The 26,552-nt window shown below is 65.7% G+C and carries 28 protein-coding genes; 14 read left to right on the top strand and 14 right to left on the bottom strand.

Annotated elements, in window-relative coordinates; genetic code table 11:
- The first annotated feature begins 106 nt into the window (after positions 1 to 106).
- The 3 genes from AC3IMC_RS15240 to AC3IMC_RS15250 are packed head-to-tail and all read left to right on the top strand — an operon-like array spanning position 107 to position 3,076.
- Positions 107 to 466 carry a metal-sensitive transcriptional regulator gene (locus tag AC3IMC_RS15240; RefSeq protein WP_490919405.1) on the top strand — a complete coding sequence of 120 codons (360 nt, stop codon included), beginning with the start codon at positions 107 to 109 and terminating at the stop codon, positions 464 to 466.
- A 52-nt stretch (positions 467 to 518) separates the two neighbouring features.
- A complete protein-coding gene (locus tag AC3IMC_RS15245; protein WP_486416216.1) occupies positions 519 to 758 on the top strand; it encodes a heavy-metal-associated domain-containing protein in 240 nt (79 codons plus the stop codon).
- A gap of 41 nt (positions 759 to 799) precedes the next feature.
- A complete protein-coding gene (locus tag AC3IMC_RS15250; RefSeq protein WP_490919407.1) occupies positions 800 to 3,076 on the top strand; it encodes a heavy metal translocating P-type ATPase in 2,277 nt (758 codons plus the stop codon).
- Positions 3,077 to 3,079: 3 nt separating this feature from the next.
- Here AC3IMC_RS15250 and AC3IMC_RS15255 read toward each other — a convergent pair whose 3' ends face one another.
- Positions 3,080 to 3,352: a DUF2277 domain-containing protein gene (locus AC3IMC_RS15255; protein WP_454484028.1), complete on the bottom strand. Its 273-nt coding sequence runs from the start codon at positions 3,350 to 3,352 to the stop codon at positions 3,080 to 3,082.
- 212 nt (positions 3,353 to 3,564) lie between these two features.
- Between AC3IMC_RS15255 and AC3IMC_RS15260 the strand changes: the two genes are divergently transcribed.
- Entirely contained in the window at positions 3,565 to 3,831 is a 267-nt protein-coding gene (locus AC3IMC_RS15260; RefSeq protein ID WP_221384379.1) for a WXG100 family type VII secretion target, read from the top strand.
- Between the two features lie 113 nt (positions 3,832 to 3,944).
- On the opposite strand, the gene AC3IMC_RS15265 is transcribed toward AC3IMC_RS15260, so the two are convergent.
- Entirely contained in the window at positions 3,945 to 4,988 is a 1,044-nt protein-coding gene (locus tag AC3IMC_RS15265) for an EamA family transporter (RefSeq protein WP_490919408.1), read from the bottom strand.
- 71 nt (positions 4,989 to 5,059) lie between these two features.
- On the opposite strand from AC3IMC_RS15265, the gene AC3IMC_RS15270 reads away from it, so the two are divergent.
- Positions 5,060 to 5,605, top strand: coding sequence for a CGNR zinc finger domain-containing protein (locus AC3IMC_RS15270; protein WP_490919409.1), 546 nt, complete (start codon positions 5,060 to 5,062; stop codon positions 5,603 to 5,605).
- Between the two features lie 27 nt (positions 5,606 to 5,632).
- Here the strand turns inward: AC3IMC_RS15270 and AC3IMC_RS15275 are convergent, their stop codons facing one another.
- The 3 genes from AC3IMC_RS15275 to AC3IMC_RS15285 form a co-directional block, all read right to left on the bottom strand.
- The gene (locus AC3IMC_RS15275) at positions 5,633 to 5,992 is read right to left on the bottom strand and encodes a hypothetical protein (protein ID WP_490919410.1); all 360 of its coding nucleotides are present in this window, start codon (positions 5,990 to 5,992) and stop codon (positions 5,633 to 5,635) included.
- 103 nt (positions 5,993 to 6,095) lie between these two features.
- On the bottom strand, positions 6,096 to 6,686 hold the full coding sequence (locus tag AC3IMC_RS15280; protein ID WP_490919411.1) for a hypothetical protein: 591 nt from the start codon (positions 6,684 to 6,686) through the stop codon (positions 6,096 to 6,098).
- 57 nt (positions 6,687 to 6,743) lie between these two features.
- Complete coding sequence (locus tag AC3IMC_RS15285) at positions 6,744 to 8,087, bottom strand: MATE family efflux transporter (RefSeq protein WP_490919429.1); 1,344 nt, start codon at positions 8,085 to 8,087, stop codon at positions 6,744 to 6,746.
- A 130-nt stretch (positions 8,088 to 8,217) separates the two neighbouring features.
- On the opposite strand from AC3IMC_RS15285, the gene AC3IMC_RS15290 reads away from it, so the two are divergent.
- Together AC3IMC_RS15290 and AC3IMC_RS15295 are read left to right on the top strand one after the other, a co-directional pair.
- Positions 8,218 to 8,652 carry a DoxX family protein gene (locus AC3IMC_RS15290; protein WP_490919412.1) on the top strand — a complete coding sequence of 145 codons (435 nt, stop codon included), beginning with the start codon at positions 8,218 to 8,220 and terminating at the stop codon, positions 8,650 to 8,652.
- Between the two features lie 163 nt (positions 8,653 to 8,815).
- Positions 8,816 to 9,817, top strand: coding sequence for an acyl-CoA thioesterase (locus tag AC3IMC_RS15295; RefSeq protein ID WP_490919413.1), 1,002 nt, complete (start codon positions 8,816 to 8,818; stop codon positions 9,815 to 9,817).
- Here the strand turns inward: AC3IMC_RS15295 and dnaB are convergent.
- Positions 9,814 to 11,199 (bottom strand): replicative DNA helicase, encoded by a 1,386-nt coding sequence (gene dnaB, locus AC3IMC_RS15300; protein WP_221384386.1) that lies wholly within the window; start codon positions 11,197 to 11,199, stop codon positions 9,814 to 9,816. The genes AC3IMC_RS15295 and dnaB overlap by 4 nt on opposite strands.
- Before the next feature lie 652 nt (positions 11,200 to 11,851).
- On the opposite strand from dnaB, the gene AC3IMC_RS15305 reads away from it, so the two are divergent.
- Both AC3IMC_RS15305 and AC3IMC_RS15310 read left to right on the top strand, forming a co-directional pair.
- Positions 11,852 to 12,169 (top strand): hypothetical protein, encoded by a 318-nt coding sequence (locus tag AC3IMC_RS15305; RefSeq protein WP_490919414.1) that lies wholly within the window; start codon positions 11,852 to 11,854, stop codon positions 12,167 to 12,169.
- A gap of 3 nt (positions 12,170 to 12,172) precedes the next feature.
- A complete protein-coding gene (locus tag AC3IMC_RS15310) occupies positions 12,173 to 12,739 on the top strand; it encodes a hypothetical protein (protein WP_490919415.1) in 567 nt (188 codons plus the stop codon).
- Positions 12,740 to 12,752: 13 nt separating this feature from the next.
- Here AC3IMC_RS15310 and AC3IMC_RS15315 read toward each other — a convergent pair whose 3' ends face one another.
- From AC3IMC_RS15315 to rpsF, 6 genes are all read right to left on the bottom strand, one after another.
- On the bottom strand, positions 12,753 to 13,379 hold the full coding sequence (locus AC3IMC_RS15315) for an FMN reductase (RefSeq protein WP_490919416.1): 627 nt from the start codon (positions 13,377 to 13,379) through the stop codon (positions 12,753 to 12,755).
- A 94-nt stretch (positions 13,380 to 13,473) separates the two neighbouring features.
- Positions 13,474 to 14,325, bottom strand: a complete 852-nt coding sequence (locus AC3IMC_RS15320) for a PhzF family phenazine biosynthesis protein (RefSeq protein WP_490919418.1) — start codon at positions 14,323 to 14,325, stop codon at positions 13,474 to 13,476.
- A gap of 81 nt (positions 14,326 to 14,406) precedes the next feature.
- Complete coding sequence (gene rplI / locus AC3IMC_RS15325) at positions 14,407 to 14,859, bottom strand: 50S ribosomal protein L9 (RefSeq protein ID WP_018769834.1); 453 nt, start codon at positions 14,857 to 14,859, stop codon at positions 14,407 to 14,409.
- Positions 14,860 to 14,876: 17 nt separating this feature from the next.
- The gene (gene rpsR / locus AC3IMC_RS15330) at positions 14,877 to 15,116 is read right to left on the bottom strand and encodes a 30S ribosomal protein S18 (protein WP_003800144.1); all 240 of its coding nucleotides are present in this window, start codon (positions 15,114 to 15,116) and stop codon (positions 14,877 to 14,879) included.
- Between the two features lie 125 nt (positions 15,117 to 15,241).
- The gene (locus AC3IMC_RS15335) at positions 15,242 to 15,811 is read right to left on the bottom strand and encodes a single-stranded DNA-binding protein (RefSeq protein WP_221384391.1); all 570 of its coding nucleotides are present in this window, start codon (positions 15,809 to 15,811) and stop codon (positions 15,242 to 15,244) included.
- 73 nt (positions 15,812 to 15,884) lie between these two features.
- Positions 15,885 to 16,190, bottom strand: coding sequence for a 30S ribosomal protein S6 (gene rpsF, locus AC3IMC_RS15340; RefSeq protein ID WP_015939036.1), 306 nt, complete (start codon positions 16,188 to 16,190; stop codon positions 15,885 to 15,887).
- Between the two features lie 364 nt (positions 16,191 to 16,554).
- On the opposite strand from rpsF, the gene AC3IMC_RS15345 reads away from it, so the two are divergent.
- From AC3IMC_RS15345 to AC3IMC_RS15360, 4 genes are all read left to right on the top strand, one after another.
- Entirely contained in the window at positions 16,555 to 18,609 is a 2,055-nt protein-coding gene (locus AC3IMC_RS15345) for a hypothetical protein (protein ID WP_490919421.1), read from the top strand.
- Positions 18,610 to 18,950: 341 nt separating this feature from the next.
- Complete coding sequence (locus AC3IMC_RS15350) at positions 18,951 to 20,516, top strand: tyrosine-protein kinase domain-containing protein (protein WP_490919422.1); 1,566 nt, start codon at positions 18,951 to 18,953, stop codon at positions 20,514 to 20,516.
- Between the two features lie 93 nt (positions 20,517 to 20,609).
- On the top strand, positions 20,610 to 21,737 hold the full coding sequence (locus AC3IMC_RS15355; RefSeq protein ID WP_490919423.1) for a glycosyltransferase: 1,128 nt from the start codon (positions 20,610 to 20,612) through the stop codon (positions 21,735 to 21,737).
- Positions 21,738 to 21,823: 86 nt separating this feature from the next.
- A complete protein-coding gene (locus AC3IMC_RS15360; RefSeq protein WP_490919424.1) occupies positions 21,824 to 22,816 on the top strand; it encodes a glycosyltransferase family protein in 993 nt (330 codons plus the stop codon).
- A gap of 461 nt (positions 22,817 to 23,277) precedes the next feature.
- Here the strand turns inward: AC3IMC_RS15360 and AC3IMC_RS15365 are convergent, their stop codons facing one another.
- Entirely contained in the window at positions 23,278 to 24,561 is a 1,284-nt protein-coding gene (locus AC3IMC_RS15365) for a hypothetical protein (RefSeq protein ID WP_490919425.1), read from the bottom strand.
- A gap of 193 nt (positions 24,562 to 24,754) precedes the next feature.
- Positions 24,755 to 25,894: a glycosyltransferase family 4 protein gene (locus tag AC3IMC_RS15370; protein ID WP_490919426.1), complete on the bottom strand. Its 1,140-nt coding sequence runs from the start codon at positions 25,892 to 25,894 to the stop codon at positions 24,755 to 24,757.
- A 235-nt stretch (positions 25,895 to 26,129) separates the two neighbouring features.
- Between AC3IMC_RS15370 and AC3IMC_RS15375 the strand changes: the two genes are divergently transcribed.
- On the top strand, positions 26,130 to 26,552 hold a 423-nt coding region (locus AC3IMC_RS15375), incomplete at its 3' end, for an oligosaccharide flippase family protein (protein ID WP_490919427.1).

The following is a 26,552-nucleotide window of genomic DNA, read 5'->3' on the forward strand; positions in this document are numbered from 1 at the left end:
CACTCCGGAGCTTTTTTGTGCCCCGATGCCTGCAGTGAAAGTGGACCGGCGCCATACCCCTAGGGGGTACTTGCGCCCATACCCCCGTGGGGTATAAGTTGACTGCATGAGCACTACCGAAGAAGCAGCCGTGCCGGCCGGAGCCGTGCCGGTGCAGGAGCACCAAGCGGCGGAGCACGGATACACGGGCAACAAGGACGCCTACCTGCGCCGGTTGAAGCGGATCGAGGGGCAGGTGCGCGGCATTGCCCGCATGGTCGATGAGGATAAGTACTGCATCGACATCCTCACCCAGGTCTCCGCCGTCACCAAGGCGCTGCACGCGGTCAGCCTTGGCCTCGTCGAGGAACACATCGGCCACTGCGTGGTGGGTGCGGCCTCCGAACCGGACCCGGAGGCCCGTGCCGAAGCCATCGACGCCAAAGTCAAGGAAGCAGCCGACGCCATTGGCCGGCTGCTCCGCTGAAACCCACCACCCGCAGCCGGCAACCGCCGGCTTTTGAATGAAGGAGAAATCCGTGAGCACCACCTCCCCCACCACCACAACCGTCAGCGTTTCCGGCATGACCTGCGGCCACTGCGTCTCGGCGGTCACCGAAGAACTCGAAGCCCTGGAAGGCGTTGAAGCGGTGGACGTCGAGCTGAACGCCGGAGCCATCTCCACCGTCACCATCACGTCCAGCAAGGATCTCGCACCTTCGGAGATCGGCGAGGCAGTCGCGGAGGCGGGCTACCTCGTGGTCGCCAGCGAGGCCTAGCCGCGCTCGACCCGGAGGAACCAATCGACACGGAGGCTGACATGACCCACCAGGAACTACTGCATCCGCCCGGCACCAGGGTGGTGGAACTCGATATCGAGGGCATGACGTGCGCCTCCTGCGTGAACCGCGTGGAGAAGAAACTCGGCAAGCTTGACGGCGTGGCCGCCACCGTCAACCTGCCGCTGGAGTCCGCCTACGTCACCGCCCCGGCAGGCATCACCGACGAGCAGCTGGTGGATACGGTCAACGCGGCGGGCTACAAGGCGAGCGTCCGCACGCCGCACCCACCCGTCGAAGAGAGGGCACCTGCAGCGGCAGCGGTCCCCGCCACGAAACTCCGCCCGCGCCTGATCGTCGCCGCAGTGCTGACGGTCCCGGTGTTCCTGGTCTCCATGCTCCCCGCCTTCCAGTTTCCCAACTGGGGATGGGCCGCAGCCGTCCTTGCACTTCCGGTGGTCACCTGGGCCGCCTGGCCATTCCACCGGGCGGCGGCCATTAACGCCCGGCACCTGGCTTCCACGATGGACACCCTGGTGTCCATCGGCGTGACGGCCGCCTACCTGTTCTCCGCCTGGCAACTGGCAGCCGATCCCCGGATGACCGAGCACCCCGGCATGGAAGGCATGGAAACCGGCGGCCTCTACTTCGAAGTGGCAGCAGTGGTCACCACCTTCCTGCTCCTTGGCAGGTACCTGGAGGCCAACGCCAAGCAGAAAGCCGGCGATGCCCTCCAGGCCCTGCTGCACCTGGGAGCGAAGGATGCCACCGTGCTGCGTCCGGGCGGTGAGGTGACCATTCCCGCGGACCGGCTGCAGGTGGACGATGTGCTGGTGGTGCGCCCGGGCGCGAAGATTGCCACCGATGGCGTCGTCATCGATGGCAACTCCGCCGTGGACGCCTCCCTGGTCACCGGCGAATCCGTGCCGGTCGAGGTGGGGCCGGGCAGCAGGGTCACCGGCGCCACCATCAACACTTCCGGCCGCCTGCTGGTCAGGGCCACCCGGGTGGGCGCCGAAACCACCCTGGCCCAGATGGCGCGGCTGGTGTCCGAAGCCCAGACCGGCAAGGCACCCATCGCCCGGCTCGCCGACCGGATCAGCGCGGTCTTCGTTCCGGTGGTCCTGGCCATCGCTGCGGTGACGTTCGTCCTCTGGCTCCTTTTCCCCGGTGCAGCCACCGGAAGCGGACACCTGCAGCAGGCCTTCACGGCCGCCGTCGCCGTCCTGGTCATCGCCTGCCCCTGCGCCCTCGGCCTGGCCACCCCGGTGGGCCTCCTGACCGGCACCGGGCGCGGGGCCCAGCTGGGGATCCTGATCAAGGGCCCCCAGGTCCTTGAAGATACCCGGACCGTGGACACCATCCTGCTCGACAAGACCGGGACTGTGACCACCGGGGTCCTCGCCGTGGACAGCACGGTGGCATTCGACGGCTTCCAGGAGCGGGACGTCCTCCGGCTTGCCGGCAGCGTTGAGGCCGCCTCGGAGCATCCGGTGGCCCGCGCCATCGCAGCGGCCGCCGCCGGGGAATCAGCGGACGACGGCGGCGCCTTGCCTTACGTGCAGGGCTTCGGGTCCGCGCCGGGCGGCGGCGTGTCGGGAACCGTGGAGGGCAGGACCGTCCTCGCAGGCCGCCTCGGCTGGCTGGAGCAGAACGGCATCACCCCGGAGCCTGGCCAACGGACAGCCCTCGCGGCGGCAGAAGACTCCGGAGCCACGGCTATCTGCGTGGCGGTGGACGGGAAACCTGCCGGCATCATCAGCCTGCGCGACACCGTGAAGGACGGTTCCGCTGCCGCTGTTGCCCGCCTGAAGGCGCTGGGCCTGCGGCCGATCCTGCTGACCGGAGACAACGCTGCCGTCGCCGCGCAGGTGGCTGCCGCCGTCGGAATCGCTCCGGAGGATGTCTACGCCGGCGTCCTGCCGGAGGGGAAGGTTGAGGCGGTGCGGAAGCTGCAGGCCACGGGCGCCACCGTGGCTATGGCCGGGGACGGCGTCAACGATGCGGCTGCCCTGGCGCAGGCTGACCTTGGCATCGCCATGGGGTCCGGAACGGACGTCGCCATCGAAGCGGCGGACCTCACTGTGATGGGCAACGGCCTGGCGCAGGTGGCACAGGCCATCGAGTTGTCCCGGCGCACCCTGGCCACGATCAAGGCCAACCTGTTCTGGGCCTTCTTCTACAATGCCGTGGGCATCCCGGTGGCCGCCCTGGGCCTGCTCAACCCCATGATCGCGGGCGGTGCGATGGCTGCCAGTTCGGTACTGGTGGTTGCCAACTCCCTGCGGCTGCGCAGCTTCGGGAAGCCGCAGGGCTAGGCGTCAGGCCGCGCCGTACCGCACGGCGGCGCGCGCCCGGGCCTTGGCCGCCTCGGCCTCCCGGTCCTTCGGGGGAGCCTGCGTCACGAGGGATTCCAGCAGGTGCTGGGTGATGTGTGCAATCTCGTGGACCGCTTCGTCGAAAGCCTCCTGGTTGGCCTTGGACGGCTTGGTGCTGCCGCTGATCTTTCGGACATACTGCAGCGCTGCGGCATGCACTTCCTCGGAGGTGGCGTGCGGTTCAAAGTTGTGGAGGGTTCGGATATTCCGGCACATACCGCCATGCTAGGCCCTTCCGACGCCTGAATCGACCCCTCTTTCCGCCCGTCGCCGGGCCCAGGGCATGGGGAGTCCGGCATGGGCAGGGGTGCCCATCGACACCCTTTCGGACGCCGGGGTAGGTTTTAGGCAATGGATCTTCCGGATAGGCCGGGAGGCCGCTGGGGATGCCGACCTGGTTCGGATCCACTACCAACAAGGAGAAACTGATGGCTATTTGGGGTGCAGACGTTGAGCAGCTTCGCCAGCTCGGCAGCAAGCTTCAGGCAGGCGCGTCCGAAATCGAGACGCAGAAGTCCACTCTCACCAAGGTTCTGAGCGGCACCGACTGGAAGGGCCCGGACGCGGACAAGTTCCGCCAGGAATGGTCCGGCACCCACACCACCATGCTGACCAAGGTTGCCGAAGCCCTGAAGGACGCCGGCGCCCAGGCCAAGCGCAACGCCGAGCAGCAGAGCCAGGCCTCCCAGGGCTAACGCCTTCGCGGCAGGATTGCCGCCGCCAAGGGTCCGGGCACCGCAGGGGTGCCCGGGCCCTTGGCCTTTAAGCGGATGAACCGCCTGGCTGACGGCAGAGGGCAACGCCAGGGCTAAGGGACGGGTTCGACGTCGTTCGCGTGTTCCAGCGGGGAAGCCGCCCTGGGTGCCGCAGCAGCACCGCCCGCTGCCGCCGCTGCGTTCCGCAGCTCGTCGAGCCGGACCAGGATGACCCCGCCGACGATGAGCACGCCGCCGAGCAGCTGGATGGCGCCCGGCAGCTCGCCAAGCAGCAGCCACGCCCACAGGACGGCGAAGAGGACTTCCGTCAGCGATACGAAAGATGCCACCTTGGAGCCAAGGGCCCGGGCGGCCATAATGCCCGAAACATAGGCCAGGACGGTGGCGAGGACCACCAGTCCCGCGAGGGACACCCACCACGGTGTGGTCCATGGCCCCAGCCTGGTGTCCGCCGTGCTGAACGCCATGGGGAGCAGGCCGGTGGCACCGGTAAGCCACATGACCACGGCGCCGACCATCAGCCCGCCGGAGGCCAGCACGATAGGTGGCAGGGTGTCGTTCTCCTTGGCGGTGATGAAGAAGTAGATGGCAAGGCATACGGCCGCTGCGGCGCCCCACAGGACACCCACCAGGTCCACCTTGACCGCGCCCGTCAGGTCCAGCACCAGCACCAGGCCAGCCAGGGACAGCAGCGTTCCGCCGAAGGTCAGCACCCTGGGCCGCCTGCGGCTGGCCACCCAAAGCCACAAGACGATGATCACCGGGGCAAGGTACTCCAGGAGCAGCGCGACGCCCACGGACAGCCTGGCCACCGCGTTGAAGTAGAACAGCTGGCACGCCGCCACCCCGATGACCCCGAACAGCAGGATGGTGAGCCAGTTGTTCCGCAGCTGGTGCCAGCGGCCGCGGAGGGCGTATGCGGCCGGAACGGCAAGGATCAGGGCTGCCCCGGTGAGCCGGGCCGTGACTGCCGCCCCCGGTGACCAGCCGGTTTCCAGGAGGGCCTTGGCGAAGGAGCCGGAGAGGCCAAAGACTGCGGATGAGAAAAGCGCTATGCCAAGGCCGGATGCCAGGGGGCTGCGCTGGGCACTGGAGACGCCAGCGTGATGGGTGTGGTTATTGTTGGCGGCAGGCACCGTCGCCTCCTGTCAGGAGTAAAGTGGGGTAATGGTCATGACAGTACGCCCCCGCAGTGTAAGGAGTCAACGTGGTCTTTGCCCCTGACACCGAGGTGGCACTTCGTACGGTGGTCAACCTGGTCAATTCGGCGGCGAACGGCAGGGAGGGCCTGGGTTCGGTGGCCGATCTTGACGCGTTCCTGGCCGCCGAGGGCTTCAGTGGCGGCCGGACCCGGGATGCCGCCGAACTGGAAAGCGTCCGGCAGTTGCGGGGAGTGCTCGCGGCGGTATGGACGGCCGAGGAGGACGCCGCGGTGGAAACCGTCAACAAGGTGCTGCGGGACGCCCACGCGCTGCCGCAGCTGATGAAGCACGACGGCTGGGACTGGCACCTGCACGCCACCGCCCCGGAGGCGCCACTGGCAGACCGGATGGGCACCGAGGCGGCCATGGCGCTGGCTGACGTGATCCGGAGCAAGGAGATGGACCGGCTGCGTACGTGCGAATCCGAGGACTGCAACGCCGCGGTGCTGGACTTGAGCCGCAACCGCTCCCGGCGGTACTGCGATACCGGCAACTGCGCCAACCGGGCGCACGTGGCCGCCTACCGCGCCAGGCAGGCGACAGCCGGATAGTTGCGGGAGGGGCGGCCCCTGGGCGTCCTAGCGTTCGGGGTTGCCGTCCGCGCCGCCACCGGGCGCAGGCGGGTTCTGGCTGCCCGGCGCACCAAAACCGTGCGTCGACTTCGGGCCGGAACTCAGGTTGACTCCCGATCCCTTGCCGAGGTGTTCGGCGTTTTCCTTGTAGCTCATCGACAGCATGGCTGCGATGACCAGCGTGACGATAAAGGCGATGCCGGCGGCAGTGAACGCCAGGTCAAAGCGGGGGGCGCGCGCGCTTCCTCCCGAAGCGAAAACCAGCACTGCCACAAAGGCGGCGACGGCCCAGAATGCGGAAAACATCAGCGGCCCCTTCACCGAGGTCCGCAGCTTGCGCGGTTTTCCTGGATGCTGGTCAGCCACGATGGTTCCTTCCTGCAGGCGGCGTTGCAGCCGGCCTGGTGTTGCGGATAGCGGGGGCGCCTGCCGAAATTTCTACAGAAAGTAGAACGGCACCCCTCCTAGTTTACGGCTTTCCGGCCGCGGCCCGGGCATCGTGCCGCAGGGTCAGCCCGGAAATCACCCACAGGACGCCGGAAATGATGGCTCCGCCTCCCGCGACGCCAAGGAGCGCATGGGCGCCCAGTCCAATGAAGAACGGCAGCAGCACGGCCGTTCCAACCCCGACCACCCCGGACGCAATCCAGTCCCGGCCCAGCACATGGCCTCCCCTGCACCGCAACCCGCAGGCCAGTTCGAGGACTCCGGCCACACCCAGGCCCAGGGCAGCTATCACCCCGAACAGCAGGTCGGTGTGCAGCAGGGCCACCACGACGCCGGCACCGGCAAGGGCCGCTCCTGCGGCGGACAGCATCTTTCCGGCCGGAGACTTCTGCCCCAGGCCCGCGGCAGGGATGCTCCGGATGGTCAGCACGCCGGTGGCCAGCAGGTAGAGGCCGCCGGCCCAGCCCATGACCTCAACGGAGGGTGCGGTCCAGAAAACCGTAAGGGCTCCGAATACCAGGGCCGCGGCTGCGCGGAGCAGCACCGGCTTCCAGAGGTCGGCGCGGTGGGCGGTTCCGGGAGCAGCGCCCGCCGGTGTCAATGGTTGCGTCACCGCTCCAGTTTAGTGGCGGTGCCTGGGACGCCGAACCGGGGCCCGCCGTCCGCAACCTCAGGCGGACCCAAGCACCATCCACCGGTCGGACCGCGCGCGCAGGCCCAGGGTGCAGGCACGGGCCGCCATGTAGCCGATCCCGAACGCCATCCACAGCCACCCAAGCCCGGCAGCTCCGGCCGCGCCGGAGACAGCCACCGCAGCGAGCAACGGGGCATAGAACGCAAGGTTTACCAGCCCTGCCAGCGCCAGGTACCGCGCGTCTCCGGCTCCGATCAGCACGCCGTCCAGGACAAAGACGTACCCGGCGACGGGCTGCCCGGCCGCCAGCACCCACAGTGCCACAGCGAGGACCCACTGCACCTGCGGGTCGGAGGTAAAAAGCGCACCGGCCGAGGGAGCCACCACCGCGAGCAGCAGCCCGGTCACGACACCGAAGCCCGCACCCCAGCGGACCATGGTCCTGGTCAGCAGCCGCGCCCTGGCTGCATTGGAGGCGCCCAGCTCCTTCCCGATCAGGGCCTGCGCCGCGATGGCCAGGGCATCGAGGGCGAAGGCAAGGAAGGAGAAAATTGTCATGGCCAACTGGTGGGCGGCGAGGTTCACCTCGCCTTGGGCCGTGGCGACCAGCACCGTGGCAAGGATGGCTGCGCGCAGGCTGAGGGTGCGCAGCATCAGCCAGGACCCCACGCGCGTCATGCCGCGGATGCCGTGCCAGCTGGGCAGCAGGCTGACGCCGTGGCGTGCCGCATTCCTGCGCACCATGGCCACATAGACGGCCGCCATGGCCCACTGCGCAAGACTGGTGCCCGCAGCCGAACCGGCGACCGACCAGCCCAGGCCGTACACAAACCAGAGGTTCACAAGGATGTTGGCGCCAAATCCTGCCGTAGCCACCACCAAGGGAGTCCGGGTGTCCTGCAGGCCCCGCAACACACCGGTGCCGGCAAAGATCAACAGCATGGCCACCAGTCCCGGCATGGACCACCGGAAGTAATCCACGGCGAAAGCCCGCACGCTGCCCTGGGCGCCGAGGAGGCCAATCAGCGGTTCCGCCGCCAGGAAGCCCGCCAACGCAAGGAACACACCCAGCAGCAGGGCCAGCCAGACACCATCACGGCCGGCGGCGAGCGCCTTCCCCACCCGCCCCTCACCGATGGCCCGCGCTACCGCGGGAGTGGTGGAGTAGGCCAGGAAGACCATCAGTCCGACGACGGTCTGCAGCACCGCTGACGCGAGTCCCACACCCGCCAGCTGGGCCACGCCAAGATGGCCAACAATGGCGGAATCGGCCAGGAGGAAGAGCGGCTCGGCCACCAGGGCGCCGAAGGCGGGGACGGCGAGGCGGAGTATCTCGCGGGCAGGCGTCCGGGTGGCAGGCACGGTGGCAGGAGGCGGCAGTTGGGACACGCTGCCAGCTTATCGGCGCCTGCTTGCCGCCGCCCCCCGGGCAGGCGTGCTGGGTCCGGCATGACAAATCCCACACCCGAAATAGTTGACTCTTCAACCATTTCCGCGGAAGAGTAGTCCCATGAACCAGTCACGACTCACCACCACCGCGCTCACTGCCCTCCGCCTCGTCCTGGGCTTCCTCTTCGCAGCCCACGGCTGGCAGAAGTTCAACGAATGGACCATTGCCGGAACCCAGGCCTCCTTCGCCAAGATGGGCGTACCCGCCGCCGAAGCCATGGCCCCCGCAGTCGCCGTCCTGGAACTGGCGGGCGGCGTTGCACTGATTCTGGGCGTCCTCACCCGGGTGGTTGCCGCACTCCTGGTCCTGGATATGCTCGGCGCCCTGGTCCTGGTGCACGCATCCGCGGGCGTCTTCGCCGCGGGCGGGGGTTACGAACTCGTCCTGCTCCTGGCGGCAGCCTCCTTCGTACTGGCACTCACAGGCCCGGGCCGCCTCTCCGTGGACCGCGCCCTCTTCGGCCGCAACAACTCCCGGCTGGCTGTCCTCGCCTGACCCTCCCCACCGGTACCCTGCACCCTAACCTTGCTTCGCCGGACGGCGGCCAGGCACCCTACGTGCCCGGCCGCCGTCGGTATTTAAGCGGCAACCTTCCGATCCGGCCGTTCTGTTGCGGGCCCAACCGGCAGGTAACAGAAGCCCTCAGTATGATCGCAGCATGACTGAGACCGGGCGCCCCAACTCCGTGACCCTCCGCTTCCTGGCCGCCCCCACCGATGTGGGGCACAGCGGGTCAGTAGATGCGGGCACCGTCCTGGAATGGGTGGACAAGGCCGCCTACGCGGCAGCCGTCGGGTGGGCCAAGTCCTACTGCGTCACCGCATACGTGGGGAACATCCACTTCGCCGACCCCGTCAACAGCGGCGACATGGTGGAGGTGGAAGCCACCATCGTGTACACCGGCCGGTCCTCCATGCACATCCACACGGTGGTGTCCTCAGGCGACCCCAAGGGCGGCCCGGCCACCATGCGCAGCCAGTGCATGGTGATCTTCGTGGCGGTGGGCGAGGACGGCAAACCCATCCCCGTGCCACAGTTCGAACCTGCCACCCCGGCGGAGGTTGAGCAGCGCGACCACGCACTGGCGCGCATCAAGGTCCGGGAGCAGATCGTGGAAGCCATGAACCGCCAGGAATATACCGATGCCGGAACCGCAGAGCGCGTGACGCTGAGGTTCATGGCCGCACCCACCGACGTCAACTGGGGCGGCAAGGTCCACGGCGGCATCGTGATGAAGTGGATTGACGAGGCCGCGTACGTCTGCGCGTCCCGCTACTGCGGCAGGGACACCGTCGCCGTATTTTCCGGGGGCGTCCGCTTCTACCGGCCGCTGCTGATCGGCCATGTGGTGGAGGTGGAGGCGCGCCTCGTCTACACCGGGACCAAAGGCATGCATATCGCCGTACATGTCCGCTCGGGGGACCCGAAGGGACGCGAACTCAACCTGACCACCTACTGCCTCACGGTCATGGTGGCCCGCGACGAGGAAGGAACCTCCGTGCCGGTCCCCGCATGGGTGCCGGTCAGCGAGGAGGACAAGCGGCTCCACGCCCACGCCCGCGAACTCCTCGAGATCCGGGGGACGGCGCCCGGCAACCGGCTGCCGAACCACCTGCTGGCGCAGGCGGCCGCTGCCGGTAACCCGACCGACGCAGCCTAGAAGCCTCCGCCTCCGCCGGCGTCGCCCGCCATGTTGGCAAAGCGGGAATAGTGGCCCTGGAACGCCACCACGATGTCCTTGGTGGGGCCGTTACGGTGCTTGGCCACCAGGATGTCCGCTTCTCCAGCACGGGGGGATTCTTTGTCGTAGACGTCCTCGCGGTGGAGCAGGATCACCATGTCCGCGTCCTGCTCGATGGAGCCGGATTCGCGGAGGTCGGAAACCATCGGCCTCTTGTCGGAGCGCTGTTCCGAACCGCGGTTCAGCTGGGAGAGCGCGATCACCGGTACCTGGAGTTCCTTGGCCAGGAGCTTGAGCGCACGGGAGAATTCCGAAACTTCCTGCTGGCGGGACTCCACCTTCTTGCCCGAGCTCATCAGCTGCAGGTAGTCGAGGATCACCAGCTTGAGGTCATGCTGCTGCTTTAGCCGGCGGCACTTGGCCCGGATTTCCATCAGCGACATATTCGGGCTGTCGTCAATGAACAGTGGTGCGTCGTTCATCCGGCCCATGGTGGTGGCGATCTTGGACCACTGCTCGTCCTTGATGGTTCCCTTGCGGAGGTCCTGAAGGCCAATGGTGGCTTCCGCGGAAAGCAGTCGCATGGCGATCTCGTTCCGGCCCATTTCCAGCGAGAACATCACAGTGGACAGGTTGTTCTTGATGGCGGCGGACCGGGCAAAATCCAGGGCAAAGGTGGACTTGCCCACGGCCGGACGGGCGGCAATGACAATCATCTGGCCGGGGTGCAACCCATGGGTGAGTTCGTCCAGTTCATAAAATCCCGTGGGGACGCCGGTCATTCCCTCGCCGCGATGGCCGGACGCCTCGATCTCGTCCACGGTGGACTCCATGACGTCCTTCAGCACCACATAGTCTTCCGCGGTGCGGCGCTCGGCCACGGCGTACACTTCCGCCTGCGCCTGGTTGACGAGGTCCTCCACCTCGCCGTCGGAGCCGTAGCCGAGCTGGACGATCTTGGTTCCGGCGTTCACGAGGCGCCGCAGGACGGCCCGCTCTGCGACGATCTCGGCGTAATACCCGGCATTCGCAGCGGTGGGGACCGTCTGGATAAGTTCGTGCAGGTAGGCCGGGCCGCCGATCCTGTTGATCTCGGCGCGCTTGGTCAGTTCATCCGAGACGGTAACGGCATCGGCGGGCTCACCACGTCCGTAGAGGTCGATGATGGCCTCGTAGATGGTCTCGTGGGCCGGGCGGTAGAAGTCCTGTCCCCGGAGAATCTCCACGACGTCGGCAATGGCATCTTTGGAGAGCATCATGCCACCGAGCACCGACTGTTCGGCAGCGATGTCCTGCGGTGGCTTCCGGCTCGCGTCCGATCCGCGGGTTGCCTCGACAGGGTCCAGATGCGCGATTGACAAAGCTGCCGTCCTCAATTCGTAACCGGGTCCTGGCGGCCCCGGTGATGATCCATCCCGTTCCCAAAGCTCCGCCCGGTTACCGGACTTCGCCACCCTTCCAGGTCTACCCGAAGGCTCCGACATCGGTGCCGGCAGGCGGTCCGCGTCCAGGCCGAACAGGGTTATCCCCAGTGTCCACAGCTTTTCCACAGGGGAGCGCGCGGCCGTGCGCGAGAGCCCGCACAGTGCCGCCCGACGCGTGCCGCCGGCCCCGGAGAACGGGTACCCCGCTACGCTAGCCGCCCTGCGCCGAACGGCAAAGCCAGCATATCCACGGCACTGTGGATAACCTGTGCAGTATGTGGCATAGCTTGTGCACAGCCTGTGGGGAAGCCTGTGGAAAGTAAAATTCTTTTATCCCCAGAATGCGTCTGACCTGCGAAAACATCATCACCAGCATGTGGAGTAAATATTTCTTTCGGGGAATTTCATCCACAGCCGGCGGATGGCTGGGGCGGCCCGGGCCAAGGGCTGAGCCTTGACCAGCGCTTGTGGCGGGGGCCCGTGGCGTTGGTCATATTCAGCAGCCGGACTATGGCCGCGCCGTCCCCGTCCTATGTACGAAGCAGTGAATATTGCTGTGGATAACCTCGAACTGGAATAAGCTCTAGGTATGGGCGATCTACTGCTGGTGCTGTTGCCTGCGGTGGTACTGGCGGCGATCCTGTGGGGACTGGCCACGGCCCTCCGGCCGCGGGGCACCGGCATGTCCGAGGCCGACAAATACCAGCGCGAACTCGCCGAGCGGGCGGCCAACCATTATGCCGCCCAAGTCCAGGCCGCCATGGCCGCGCGGGCGCGACTGGAGCCAGGCAGCCGCCCCGGCGGCACGCCGCGGCTGAGCAGCGGCCTGCAGGACCACCCGCGGGCGGAGAGCCCGGCAATTTACCCGGACCTGGCTACGGCCAGGAAGCACACAGAACGGCACTGAACAATGGAATCCCTCGTGGTCCCGGTCCTGATCCTTCTCGCCGTGATGGCCGCGGTCCTGTTGGCGTACCGTGGCGTCGTCAACCGCAGGGCTTCCCGCAGCGCGGCGCCTGTCGAGCCGGCGTCCACGCCGCAGGAGGCAGCGAGGGCAGCGGCGGCAAGGCTGTCGGAGGATGAACACCGGCGGCTGTATGCCCTGATCGCGCAGGGCCAGGCGATGGCAGCCATCAAGCTGTACTACGAAGCCACTGGAGAGGGGCTGCGCGCTTCCCGCGACGCCGTGGGTGCCCTGGCCGCCCACCCCCAGCCCTACCGGACCCCCGAAGCCTCGCCGGCGCCGGACGACGATGACGACGAACCGCAGCGCTTTCCGTACCGCTACCGGGCCATCGCCAGCAAGGGCGACGTGACCCGCGAGGTCAGCAGCAACATGCTGAACGATGAAATCTACGGCCGGATTCGCACCCTTGCCCGCAGCGGGGATACCGAGGCCGCCGCCAACGCACTGACCCGGCACTCGGACATCTCGCTGAAGCAGGCGCGGGAGTTCATTGCCCTGCTGGACGACTAAAGCGATCGGGCCGCTAGCGGGAGCCGGCGATCCCCGCCAGCAGCTGCTCAAACGGCAGGGATTCCAAGGGTGCCGGCTTGCGGCCGGGCTGCGCCCCTTCAAGAAGCCTGCTGAACTCGCCTGCGGCTCGCTCGATGCGGTCCGCCAGTGACGCCCCGCCCTCGTCGGCGGTGCCCCAATCCTGGGGTCCGGCGAAGACGCCGGTAGGTGCCATCCGGGTGCGCAGGTAGCTGAACAGCGGCCGGAGGGCGTAGTCCAGGACCATCTGGTGGCGGTCCGTGCCGCCGGTGGCGCCCAGCAGGACTGCCTTGCCATCCAGGGACTTGGGATCCAGGACGTCAATGAAGGACTTGAAGAGTCCGCTGTACGAAGCACTGAATACCGGGGTCACGGCGATGATTCCGTCCGATGCCTCAACGGCGGCGATAACCTCCGCAAGGCGCGGCCCAGCGTAGCCGGTGACGAAGTTGTTGGCGATGTCTACGGCCAGGTCCCGCAGTTCCACTACCTCCACTGCTGCCTCGTAGCCGGCCGCCCTGAGCTGGCGCTCCGTCGAGGCGACAAGCTGGTCCGCCAGCAGGCGGCTGGATGACGGTACGCCAAGTCCGGCGGAGAGGACGGTGATGCGGCGGGTTTCCATGGCATTCTCCTGGTGCTCGTTCAATTCAGCTATATGCGTTTGCATCTATATCCCTGAACCTCCTCTGTCGCCCGGATATTCCCGAAGGGACGAATCAGAGCAGCACACTTCCCTGGATGCACGTTGTTGAGTGGCCGCCCACCCAGATGTCCCCGTCCCCGGTTTCGATATGAATACGCCCCGACCGCCCCAGGACGGTTCCCTGCGAGGCCACGTAGCGCTCAGGGGCCCTGCCGCTGCCGATCAGCCACTGCGCCGCGCCCGCGTTGAAACTGCCGGTCACAGGATCCTCCGCCAACGCATCACCGGGCAGGAAAGTGCGGACCTCGAAGTCGGCATCCGCGCCGGGTCCGTGCGGGGCCAGCACCCCGACCTTGAGGTTTCCCAGGGCAGCCGCATCCGGATCGATGGCCAGGACCTGCTCCGCAGACTCCAGCAGGACGCCAATCCACTCCGGACCGTTGACCAGCCAGGACGAATCGACGATGTCGCCGCCAGCCAGGCCGAGCCCCTCCGCCACCTGCTGGCGCTCCTGCTCCCCCAGTGCGCCAAAGCGGGTGAGCGGCGGGGCAGCGAAGGCAAGGCGGCCGCCGTCGTGCCTGATCCGGACCAGGCCGGCGCCGCACTCCTGCACCACATAACCGTCGGTTTGGGGCACTCCCCCGGCCTCAAGCCAGGTGTGCGCTGAGCCCAGGGTGGGATGGCCTGCAAAGGGGAACTCCTCGGAGCCCGTGAAGATCCGGACCTTGTAATCAGCGCGGGGATCTTCGGGAGGCAGGAGGAAGGTCGTTTCGGAGAGGTTGGTCCAGTTGGCGAAGTGCTGCATGGTGGCCGTATCCAGGCCCTGGCCATCGAGCACGACGGCCAGCGGATTGCCGCGGTAGGCCTGCGGGGAGAAGACGTCGACCTGGTGGAAGGGACGGCTGCGGGGGATCCTTTGGTTCACCGGTGCAGGCTACCACCGCGAAAACGAAAGACCCCCGCCGCCGGAATCCGGCAACGGGGGTCGTGACGTGGAGTGGGGAAATTACTTCCCTGCCACCACGTCCAGTTCAATCACAGCAGCAACGTCAGCGTGAAGGCGGACGTTGGCCTGGTACGAACCAACCGACTTGATGTGGGCGGGCAGTTCAACCTTGCGCTTGTCGATCTTGCCAAGGCCAGCGGCCTCAACAGCGTCGGCGACGTCGCCCTGCTTGACGGTGCCGAACAGGCGGCCGGACTCACCGGCCTTGACGACCAGCTTGACCGGCTTGGCGGACAGTGCAGCGGCCTGCTTCTGAGCATCTTCGAGGGAAGCGTGCTCGCGGGCGGCGCGGGCAGCCTTGATGGACTCAACCTGCTTCTCGCCACCCTTGGACCAGGTCAGGGCGAAGTTGCGGGGCAGCAGGTAGTTACGTGCGTAACCGTCCTTGACCTCGACAACATCGCCAGCAGCACCGAGACCGGTAACTTCGTGGGTCAGAATGAGCTTTGCCATGTTAGTTAATCCCTTCCTTAGCCGCGGCCAGCGCCGGAGTAAGGCAGCAGAGCAACTTCGCGGGCGTTCTTGATTGCCTGGGCGATCTTGCGCTGTTCCTGCACCGTAACGCCAGTGACGCGACGGGCGCGGATCTTGCCGCGGTCGGAGATGAACTTGCGCAGCAATGCTACGTCCTTGTAGTCGATGACAGTGATGTCAGCGGCCTTCAAGGGGTTGGACTTTGGTTTGGGCTTACGGAGTTCAGCCTTAGCCATCGTGGAGCTCCTATTCTAGGGAGCCCGTGGATATTGATCCACGGGATGGTGGTGGTCCGACGGCGGCAGCACCCCGGTGCCTCACGGCACCTTTAGCACTCCGGCGTCAGGCCGTTGTTGGTTGTTTAGAAGGGAGGTTCGGAATCGGGGCCGTTGCCCCAGCCGCCTGCGTTGGACACACCGGGCGTGGCCCAGGGATCGTCCTGTGCAGCCTGCTGGTTGCCGCCGCCCCAGCCTCCACCGGAGTTGCCACCCTGGTTGCCAGAGTTGCCGCCTCCGAAGCCACCGCCGCTGTTGCCGCCGCCGAAGCCACCCTGACCCCCGCCGGAGCGCTGGGTACGGTTGACCTTGGCGTTGGCGTAGCGCAGGCTCGGGCCGATCTCGTCGACCTCAAGCTCGATGACGGTGCGCTTTTCGCCTTCTTTTGTTTCGTAGGAACGGCTCTTCAGGCGGCCGGTCACGATGACGCGCATTCCCTTGGTGAGGGATTCGGCAACGTTCTCGGCTGCTTCACGCCACACCGCGGCGCGGAGGAACAGGGTTTCCCCGTCCTTCCACTCGTTGGACTGGCGATCAAAGGTGCGTGGAGTGGAAGCGATGGTGAAGTTCGCTACTGCGGAACCTGACGGTGTGAACCGCAATTCCGGGTCATTGGTGAGGTTACCGATGACCGTAATGGTGGTCTCGCCTGCCATCTACTGCCTCCTTGTTCGATCCTGGGTGAAGAGTGCGTGTCCTGCGGGGTAAAGAATGAAAGCGGGTGCTGAATTACTCAGCAACAACCTTCTGCTCTTCGGGGCGGGTGATCTTGGTGCGCATGATGGTCTCGTTAAGAGACAGCTGGCGGTCAAGTTCCTTGGCGGTTTCCGGCTTGGCGGTGAAGTTCACCACGGCGTAGATACCTTCGGACTTCTTCTTGATGTCGTAAGCCAGACGGCGACGGCCCCAGATGTCAACCTTCTCGATGGTTCCACCATCGTTGGTGATGACGTTCAGGAACTTCTGAAGCGACGGCTCAACGGTACGCTCTTCGACCTCGGGGTCGATGATTACCATCAATTCGTAAGGACGCATATGTGAACCCACCTCCTTTGGGCTAAGCGGTTACGGCATTTCCGTAACAGGAGGTTCATTTGCGTGCCGGCGGCGCCCCGTCCCGGAACGGGAGCTGGACGCAGCACAGACTTCACCATCTTAGTGCATCCCGCCCGGTTAGGCGATTCGCGCTTGGCTCAAGGCTAGCGGCGGAGGTACGTGCCCCGTCTCCAGGTCGGGGCCTATGTGGAAAACCCTCTGCCGGCGACCCCGCAACCCCCTAGTGGCTCTACCCCCGAAACACCCTATTGTCCCGGGGGAATACGGAAGTCTAAGTTGTCCGTAAACGCGGGGCGGCTGGGGGCCTCCTGATACATTCCCTCCTGCACCCAAGGCGGACACGATGCCCAAAGCTAAAAACCCCGCAGCCTTCGCAGCCCAGTCGTTAGCCCTGGCTGTTGCCCTGATCGTCAGCCTGATAACCGCCGTAGGCAGTGCCCAGGCCGCTGAAAACTACGGCTACCAGAGCATCGGCTACTCCGGTGTGGCGAACGTCCCCACGTCGGACAAGCCCCAGAGCAAACTCTGGTGGAACGACGGCACATGGTGGGCCGACATGTGGGCCACCGGAAGCGGCTGGCACATCTTCCGCCTGGACAGGGCAAGCCGGACCTGGGTGGATACCGGCATCCTCATTGACAACCGCAGCAACACCCTGGCGGACACGCTGTGGGATGGCAACAAGCTGTACATCGCCTCACACGTTGTGACGATATCGGGGGACTCGGGTGCCAAGCCATCGGTCTCCGGCCAGCCAGCCAAGCTTTACCGCTACAGCTACGCTTCCGGCAAATACACACTGGATTCCGGCTTTCCCACCACCATCACCAACAACAGCAGCGAGTCGATGACCATCGACAAGGACACCACGGGGGCAATCTGGGCCACTTGGACCCAGGTCTCCGGAAGCTCCACCTCCGGCTACACCAGCAAGGTCTACGTGAACGCATCCACCCCGGGGGGTACCAGCTGGGGAACGCCCTTCGTCCTGCCCGTGGCGGATCCAAACCCTGCCCCGGATGACATTTCCGCCATCGTCGCCTTCGGAAAAAACAAAATCGGGGTGATGTGGAGCGACCACACTTCCAACGCCGTCTACTGGGCCACCCGCACCGACGGAACCTCCCCCACGGCGGCATCGTCATGGAACTTCCAGCCTGCAGTCCAGGGCAAGGGCCAGGCGGATGACCACTTGAACATCAAAGCCCTTATCGCCGACTCGGCTGGACGGGTCTACGCCGCCGTGAAGACAAGCCTGAATGACACCTCGACCGACAAGACACTTCCGGAGCTGCAACTGCTGGTGTTCAAGCCAGGGACCGGCTCTTTCACCAAGTCCACCATCGCCACCATTGCTGACTGCGTCACCCGGCCCCAGATACTGCTGGACACCACAAACAACCTGGTCAGGGCGTTCTACACGGGACCATCCACGTCGGTATCCGGCTGCGCATACTCGGGCATCCCGGGCAGTATCTACGAAAAGACTGCTTCCATGGACAACCCCGTCTTCGGCAGCGGCCGTGGAACCCCGGTCATCCAGGACGGGGCGTCGGCCAACATCAACGACGTCACCACCACCAAACAGAGCGTGAACGCCACCACCGGTGTGGTGGTCATGGCCAGCAACAAGGCCACGCAGCGCTACTGGTACTCGGACCGGCCGCTGGGAACGGCACCCTCGCCGTCGCCGTCCCCGTCACCCTCTCCTTCCCCGTCGCCGTCCCCGTCACCGTCACCGTCACCGTCACCCTCGCCCTCCCCTTCTCCAACGGGGGCCATCAGCGTGGTGGGCACGGCCAGTAACTACTCCGGCACTGCCACCACCATTACGCTGGCCAAGCCTTCGGCGACTGCCGCCGGCGACGTCCTGGTTGCGTCCTTTACCGCAGACCAGAACCCCTCGATCAGTACCGTCCCCACCGGGTGGACGCCAATCGTCAACGGGCTCAAGATCAGCACCGGAGCTGCGCTGTTTTCGTACTACCACGTCGTCGGAACGGGTGACGGGTCCTCCTACTCCTGGACCACCAGCCCGGCGGTGAAGTGGGGCGGTGGCATCACGGCCTACCGCGGCGTCAACACCACCACGCCCCTGGACAGCGGCGTGGCAACCAAGGTGGACGCCACCTATTCGGCCACCAGCATCACGGTCCCTGGGATTACCACCGCGAGCAACGGCGCCCTCCTGATTGGCGGCGTGGGGTTCGACAGTGGCAACCCCGCCGCGACACCGCCCACCGGATGGACCGAGCGCTACGAGGCCGCGGGCGGGCAGGTAGCTGAGCAGGCCGACAAGCCGCAGTCCACCGCCGGCGCCAGCGGCACCGCCACGTGGACCCTTTCAAGCTCCAAGGGAGTCGCCGCATGGCAAACGGCCTTGAAACCCGCCAGCTGAGCAACACTTAGGGCTCCGTGCGGGCTGCGTTGCCAGACGGCGGCGCAGCCCGCACGTTTTCGTGACCCTGCGGTTCAGCGCCCGGACCATTGCAGGTACCCGCAATTTCCACATTCTTCCCCCCGCACACCCACACACGGGCGGACCTCCGGAACCACGGCAGCCGCGGGCGGAATAGCTTGGCAGCGTACGGCAAAAGCGGCAAGCAGCGACAAGATAAACCGCCGGAAAAGGGAGCAACCATGGCAAAAGAAGAGGTCCCGCAAACTGACTGGACCTGGTCAGGTCCCTTTACCGCGCCTGCCCGTCCGCAGCATCAACCTCCAGGAGGGATAGGTCAGTTGAGTAACCAGGATATTGCCGCCGGCAACGAGGGATCCGGGGCCGGCCTGGGCCTGAGGGACTATGCCCGCATAGCCCGCACCTACTGGAAGTTCATCACGGTGGTGACCTTGGTCTTCACCGTGGCCGCGATGGCGTGGAGCTCCATGCGGCCCCGCATTTACGCCGCAGAGGCCAGCGCAGTGGTGGTTGCAGCCGGAACGGAAAGTGTCAGCAACCTCCTTGCCGGGGACACGCTCGCCAAGGCGAGGGCCAAGAACTACAAGTCCCTGGCTGAATCGCGGCTCGTTGCGGACAACGTCAGTGCTTCCACGGGAGTGAAGATGACGGGAGCCGAACTGCTGGACTCCGTGAGTGTCAATGTTCCCCGTGACACGGCCGAGATCCGGATCCACGCCGAGTCCTCCGACCCCACCACTGCTCAGAAAGTCGCTGACGCGTGGGTTGCCGAGCTGGGCAAGCAGGTTCAAGAGAGGGAAAGGGCGTCTGCCACTGCGGCGGCAGCAGGCCAGCCCGCGCCTGCGGCGGTGCCGCCGCTGTCCCTGGTTTCCCTGGACGCGGCCACCGTTCCCACGGCTCCTGTCTCTCCGGGCGTTGGCTTGTCTACGGTTTCCGGTGCCCTCATGGGCCTCCTTCTGGGCTACGTCTCCGCACTCCTGCGGCACCGCCTGGACCGGCGGGTCCGCACGGCAGCAGAGGTTGAAAAGCTCTTCTCCGTACCGGTGATCGGGGCGCTTCCCGTCGATTCCACGCTGCAAGGTGGCGACAAAGTGTTGGAGAGCCCGTCGGGCAAGCCCAATGCGTACGGACAAAACCCGGCATTCGCTGAAGCACTGCGTGAACTGCGCACCAATTTGACCTTCCTCGACGTGGACAACCCACCCCGCATCATCGTCGTCACGAGTTCCGTGAGCGGGGAAGGCAAATCGACCATCGCGGCCAACCTTGCGTCAGCCATGGCGGCGGCAGGCGAGGACGTCGTCGTTGTCGACGGAGACCTCAGGCACCCCAGCCTTGCACGTATCTTCGGAGTGGTTCCGGGAATCGGCATCACGGACATACTGACCGGAAAAGCGCGCGTGGACGACGTTCTCCAGCAACGGAGCGACCTGCCCAACCTGCGGATCCTGGGAGCCGGGCGGATTCCGCCGAACCCGAGCGAACTACTGAGCTCGCGGGCCATGAAGCAGCTGATCGGTTCCTTGTCGGAGAGGGGCGTCGTCATCATTGACGCTCCCCCGCTGCTCCCGGTCACCGACGCCGTGCTCCTGGCACGCGTCGCCGACGGTGCCATCGTGGTTGTCAGGGCCGGCCGGACGACGAAGGAACAGCTCTCAAAGTCCCTTGGAAACCTTCGAAGGGTCAGCGCAGGCGTTCTCGGCACACTGCTGAACTGTGTGCCGGCAAAAGAATTCGACGGCTACTCGTACTACACGCCGGAACCGGAACCTGCCGACGTTCCCAAAGGCCCGGATGATGCACCCCGGGCAAGGCGCCGGGAGCTTCCTCCCCCCGTCTCCGAAGCCGGCGAAGACACCTTGAGCAGGAGTGTCTCTTCATCCTAGGCGGCACATCCCTGTCCGCCGCGACCGCCCCGCTTCCGGCCGGCAGTACCGAACGCAGCAGCACTGTCTGACGAAACTTACAGAGGAGAACGAATGTCCAGGTCGGTTGTGGTCATCGGGACGCGCGGCTACCCGAGCTATTACGGTGGTTTTGAGACCGCCGTGCGGCGCTTGGCACCGTTTCTTGCGGACGCCGGATGGGACGTTAACGTGTACTGCCGGCCAGGCCAGACCAAGGACGAAGACGCCGACCGGGACCCGCGCGTGCGGACCACGACGACTGTGGGACTGGAGAGCAAGTCCCTCAGCACCCTCTCGTTCGGTTTGTCCTCGGTCCTTCATGCAGTCTGGCAGAAGCCCCAGGTTGCCCTGGTCATGAACGTGGCCAATGGCTTTTTCCTTCCACTCCTCAAGCTGCGGGGCATACCCACGGTGGTGAATGTGGACGGAATTGAATGGGAACGGGCGAAATGGAGCCGTTTCGCCAAATTCGTCTTCCGGCAGGGCGCGCGGATGACGGCGCGTTACGGCACGATCCTGATCAGCGACTCGCGGGAAATCCAACGCCGCTGGAAACAGGATTTTGGCAGGGACAGCGTCTTCATTCCCTATGGAGCGAATCTTGAAAGTCCCCGTGAAGTCGTCCCGGGCCTGGAACCGGACTCCTACGTGCTGATGGTTGCCCGGTTTGTTCCCGAAAACACTGTGTCCGAGTTCTTCCAGGCAGCCGAAGTCCTCGCCGAGCAGCATCCGGTGGTCATCGTCGGTTCCAGCGGCTACGGCGGAAGCCTGGATGAGGCCGCTCAGCGCCTGGGCGAGCACGCCAACGTCAAGTGGCTTGGCCACGTCAGTGACGACCGGAAGCTCCTGTCGCTCTGGCACCACGCCGGCGTCTACTTCCATGGCCACAGCGTGGGGGGAACGAACCCGGCCCTGGTCCAGGCAATGGCATGCGGCGCCCCCGTTGTAGCGCGGCAAACACCCTACAACGCCGAAGTCCTGACGGCGGAGGAACACCTGGTGGCACCGGAACCCGCAGCCATTGAGCAGGCACTGCGCCGGATGTTGAACGACCAGGATTTGAGGGCCAAGGCCAGGGCCGCGAACAGGGAACGGGCGGCCGTGCATTACAACTGGGAAGATGTTTGCACGAGTTATGAAGTGACGCTCCAGGAAGCAATCCTGACGAGGAAAAGGACCCGACGGGGGGCGCGGAAGTGACCTTCGGACTCCGGACAAACGGAATTCAGGCTCCCCGCCCAGCCCCCGCCGGGTGTCCGCGGGTCATAGTGGTAAACCCGCTCGGCATGGCGCTCAACCATTACACGGCTGCCTTGCTGCAGCATCTGTCTGACGCAGGAATCGAGTCGGAACAGCTTTCCGTTCTCGAACCCTCGCAATCCGGGAAGAGCCGCCTGCACTGGCTGGCGGCCTATTCCCGGCTGCTCATGTCCGCCGGACGCCAGGCACGCAAGGCGCGTAGGCCGGAGAAGGTCCTTCTCACGTGGCCGGTCCTCGGTTTCCTGGATCTCCTGATGGTCAAGGCCCTGTGTGGCAGCTCGGGAATCGTCATTTACCACGACCCGCGGCCACTGGTCCGCTCGGTAGGCAGCAGCCGTGCTGTCGCCCGGGCGGTGCGGCTGGTCCGGAACCTGCCCGCCACCGTGGTGCACAGCAAGGAAGCTGCGCTGGCCATGGAGGACGTAGGACTTGGGGAAGGCCTCACGGTGCTGCCCCATCCGATGTTTCCTGCCACCGCTGCGGCCGGCGTGCCCGCAACTGCCCGGGGGACGGATACCAGGCCGCGGGTCCGCGTGCTCGGCCAGTACAAGGCTGACAGGGATGTGGGCCTGCTCGAGTCATTGGCAGGCAGGCTTGGCTCGAAGTACCACCTCGACGTGGTTGGCCGCGGCTGGCCGGACGTCGCGGGCTGGAACGTTGACGCGCGCTTCGTCTCCGAGGCGGAACTCGATGAACTTATTGCCACCAGTGGCGCCATCCTCATCCCGTACAAGCGGTTCTACCAGAGCGGCATCGCAATCCGGGCGCTCGAACGGGCCGTTCCAATAGTGGGACGTGCCGGAACGAGCCTGCGGGAACTGTACGGGCCGCAATCCCGTCTCCTCGTACCGGAGACCGGGGCCACGCCAGGGACGGAGCAGGAGGTCGAGGCGTGGGCCGCCGCGGTTGAACATGCACTGGAGCACGGGCGGACCGAAGCAGCACTGGCTGCACAGCGTTTCCATGAGGAGGCAACCAGGGGCTGGGCGTCGCTCGGCCCCCGCCCTTCGGCACGATAACCGCCGCGCTAAACCCGTCCGCCGCACCCCGGGCTTCGGGGTGCGCCGCCCGGATTCGTAGCGGTGAATACCCGCCAAGGATTTCTGGGCCGTGGCCAGAGATGGGGCAGATCCTCAGGCTTCGGGTTTGTTGATGGGCTGGTCCAGGGCAAGACTGATGGTTTGACCGGGAGCGAGCTCTCCCGCCTGAATGTCCACGAATAGGACCAGACGCGGCCTGTGCCGCTGGATGGCCGGTTTGCCGCTTCCAGATCGGTATCTCCGGTACTCCAAAGCGGGACGCGACTTGCCGTTCTGCATCCCGGGAGCCGCGGTGTACGTCACCGGGATCCCGCTGGGGTCCGCGGTGAAGTTTCCCTGCGCGCCGTCGATCTGCGTTCTTCTGAAACTGGATCACTTGTCCGGCCTGGATGAAGTAGCGGCCGTGATGTCATGCCACGGCAGGATCTGGCAACCGTGCCTTACATGTGCTGCAACGCCTGGCCACCCGGCACGGCGTAGGGTGCCGGCGTCGTCCGCGTCGTCTTCAGGCCGAGGACGGCGCCCGCGGCCAGCCAAAGAACCGGAGTTGACGCAATCGACGAGGCGGACTCGGACGAAGCCACGGCCAGGACGAAGGCAATCGTGAGCCAGACCGCAAGGCTCGCGCCCCTGGGCACCCGGCTGAGCAGCTTCCAAAGGCGGACAGCGAGTAACAGTACGGCGATGATGATAGGCCAGCCCAGCCAGGCGAAGTAGAGGCCCAGGAGGCTCTCGCTGCCCACGCCGGTGGACGCGCCTTCCAGTGCGGCCTGGTACCCGGTGGTGCCGAAGCCCAGCCCGAGGGGCGCCTGCAGGCCCAGCATGAGGCCGGAGAACAGTCCGTCTGAGTGGCTTGCCGTGTTGCCTTGCTCAACGAATGTCGAGAAAAGGTAGCCGCCAAGTGCGATGCCCACGAGCAAGCCGGCGTATTTGCCGATCTTCACCCAGATCAGATACACCAGCGTCACTACGAGGAAGATCAGGATTCCCGCCCGGGCGTAGGCGAAGAAGAGGGACACGCCAATTGCTGCCAGCATGCCCATCCGGGCGAAACCGCGGAGCTTTGCGACGGCGGCAAACGCTGCCAGCCCCAGCAGGAAGCCCATAACCGGCGGGTTCATGAAGGGGCCGCCCGGGCGGAGGGCCGCTTCGCCATCAGAGACGCCATCCGCGAAATACGCAGGTGGAAGCCCCATCCTCATCCCTTTGGGATTGCCGCCAACAACGTTCAGGTAGTACCACGAGGGATCAATCAGCGGGGCTTGCTTGATCTCCTCCACGATGACCCACACCACGGTCAGGCCGCCGATAAACAGCAGCCAGCTGACAACCTTGGACCACTGGATGAGGTCCCGGTACACGTAGCCTGCAAAGACCAGCCCGAGGGGCATGAGTACCTGCCGCGCCTGGGCGATGCCGATTCCACTGTCCGGAGAACGCATGAACCCAACAGCCACGAAGAGGACCAAAAGCAACAGCAGCCCAAGGGCCTTCTGCAGCCGTCTATCCGACGCGGTGAAGGATCTGATGACAGCGGCCAGAACCAGGACCGCGGCCGGCACGTCATCAACGAATTGGAAAGCACTCGAATGGGTGAGGCTGAGCAGGGGCGCCTGGGACCACCCTGCGGCGATCACCAGCCCGATAAGTACGTGGTAGGAACGCCCCAGGATCAGCGCGACGCTGACCAGCGCCAAGGCGACCACAAGGAAAAGCAATTGCACGGTTGGTCGCTCCTCTGCTGATCGGTCATGGTGCCCAGGTGGCTTCAAGGGGTCCGAAGCGGCCCGGCATCGCGGCAAATGGATCCGCACTTTCACCGTAGGCGCAGCGCCGGGCCGCCACTAGGCCAACGCCGGCCGGTTTGTGGGTATCCGCATCACGTCTGCGGACGGGAGGTCCCGCAGTTGCAGGGAACTACAAGGATTGAAGATCCTTCTCCGGAGAGAGCGCGGTGGCAACTGCGCTCCTCCAGTACGCCACAAAGGGCGCAACAGCTTCGCGGGCATCGCGTTCCCTGCGCAGTACCCCGATCTGGTTTCCAAGGCGATCAAGAGCGGCGGGGTCCGTAATGGTCTTGTACGCGGTTTCTGCCAACGCCGGAACCGATGCTGGCACCACCACGAGGCCCCCCGCCCTGACGGCTTCCCCCAAAGTCCCGGCGTCAAAACCAATTACGGGGGTGCCATAGGCAAAGGCCCGGGAAACAACGCCTGATGCCGGCAGCATCTGCCCGTAAAAACGGCTCGTCTTGTCATAGGGCAGCAGGATGGCCCGCACGGATTCAAAAAAAGCGTCCTCCTGGGCACCCTCAACAGCACCAAGGATGGTAACCCCCGGCACCGGGGGAAGTTTTTCAGTTCCGCGGCCGGCAACAATGACTTCCACGTCACGGGGAATCCCCTTGCGCAGCTCGACGAGCCTTTCAAACCCTTTGCCCTTGGCTGCGTGGCCGTAAAGTCCGACGGCGAGCGGCCGGTCCGGGAGGGGTGCAAGGGAAGGCCTGGGCGGGACGAAGTGCACCGCTGGCATCACCGGAGAGTCCGGGAAAGTCCGCCGGAGCGCGCCGGCACCGACCTCGCTGAGCGCGAAAAGGGCAGTGTTCCGCAGCAGCAGCCTTTCCAGCCAGGCGCTGACGGGACGAAGCGGCAGGTGGATGCCGTGCTGGAGAAGTTTGCTCTTCGCGACCGGCTTCAGCCGGAAGGGCCACCAGACTGCCCATGGGGGGTCGTGGACCGTTGCCGTGGTGATAACACTGTCCCTGCCCGCGAGGAGCCAAAACGGAGCCAGCGACGCCGCGGACAACTCGAAGTGAAGCACCACCGGGCCGTCGGAAAGGGACTTGCCGATCTCTGCGGAGAGCTGTTTGCGGTAACGGAGCACGTCAAGGATCCCGACGCTGCCCGGCCCAAAGGTCCTGACCTCACGATAGGAGGAAAACGCCGGGGCGGCAGCGGCGGCAAATTCGCCTGCATAATCCCCCACCCCGCCGGAATTCTCCTGCGGCGCGACAAGAATGAGGGTGGCCGGAATTGGCTCATTGTTTTTTATGGGCACTGCGTCTGCTTTGTTCACGATTCTCCGCATAAGCCAAACGACGATAATTTCGGGGGGGAAAATCACCTTGGTCAAGTTTATCCGGCAGCAGCGCGCACCGGCAGTGCGCCGGACGGGTTATGGGGAAAACCCCTAATCCCACAAACATTTCCCGGTCCGGCCCACGGGGCCGCCCATCGGCAGTAGTCTGCTGCAATGTGGCCACAGGAAGGCTCTGAACCATGACTACTGAACCATGACTAACGTCGCTGGCGGACTTGCCCGCGTCGGCTTCCGGGGAGCCGTCTGGCAAGGGCTCGCGCTCATTTCCGGCAAGGGCATTGTGCTCCTCACGACGATCGTGCTGGCGCGCCTCCTCTCGCCGGAACAGTACGGCCTCGTGGCTGCGGCGCTGGTCCTCATGGCCTACATGGAGACCATCGCCGACGCCGGCGTGGCCCAGGCCCTGGTTTACCTGCCCGCCTCGGGGGTGGCGGCGCGCTCCGCGTTGCTTGTTTCGGTGGTGCTGGGTGCAGGCCTTGCAGTCCTGGCCATTATCGCTGCGCCCTGGATCGGCGGGCTCTTCCAGCTGCCCGACGTCGAACCCCTGGTGCGGGTCCTGGCCATCTCCTTGCTCGCCACCGCGCTTGGGGCCGTCCCGGAAGCGCTGCTCCGGCGC

This window comes from Arthrobacter sp. E70 (genome assembly GCF_058266945.1).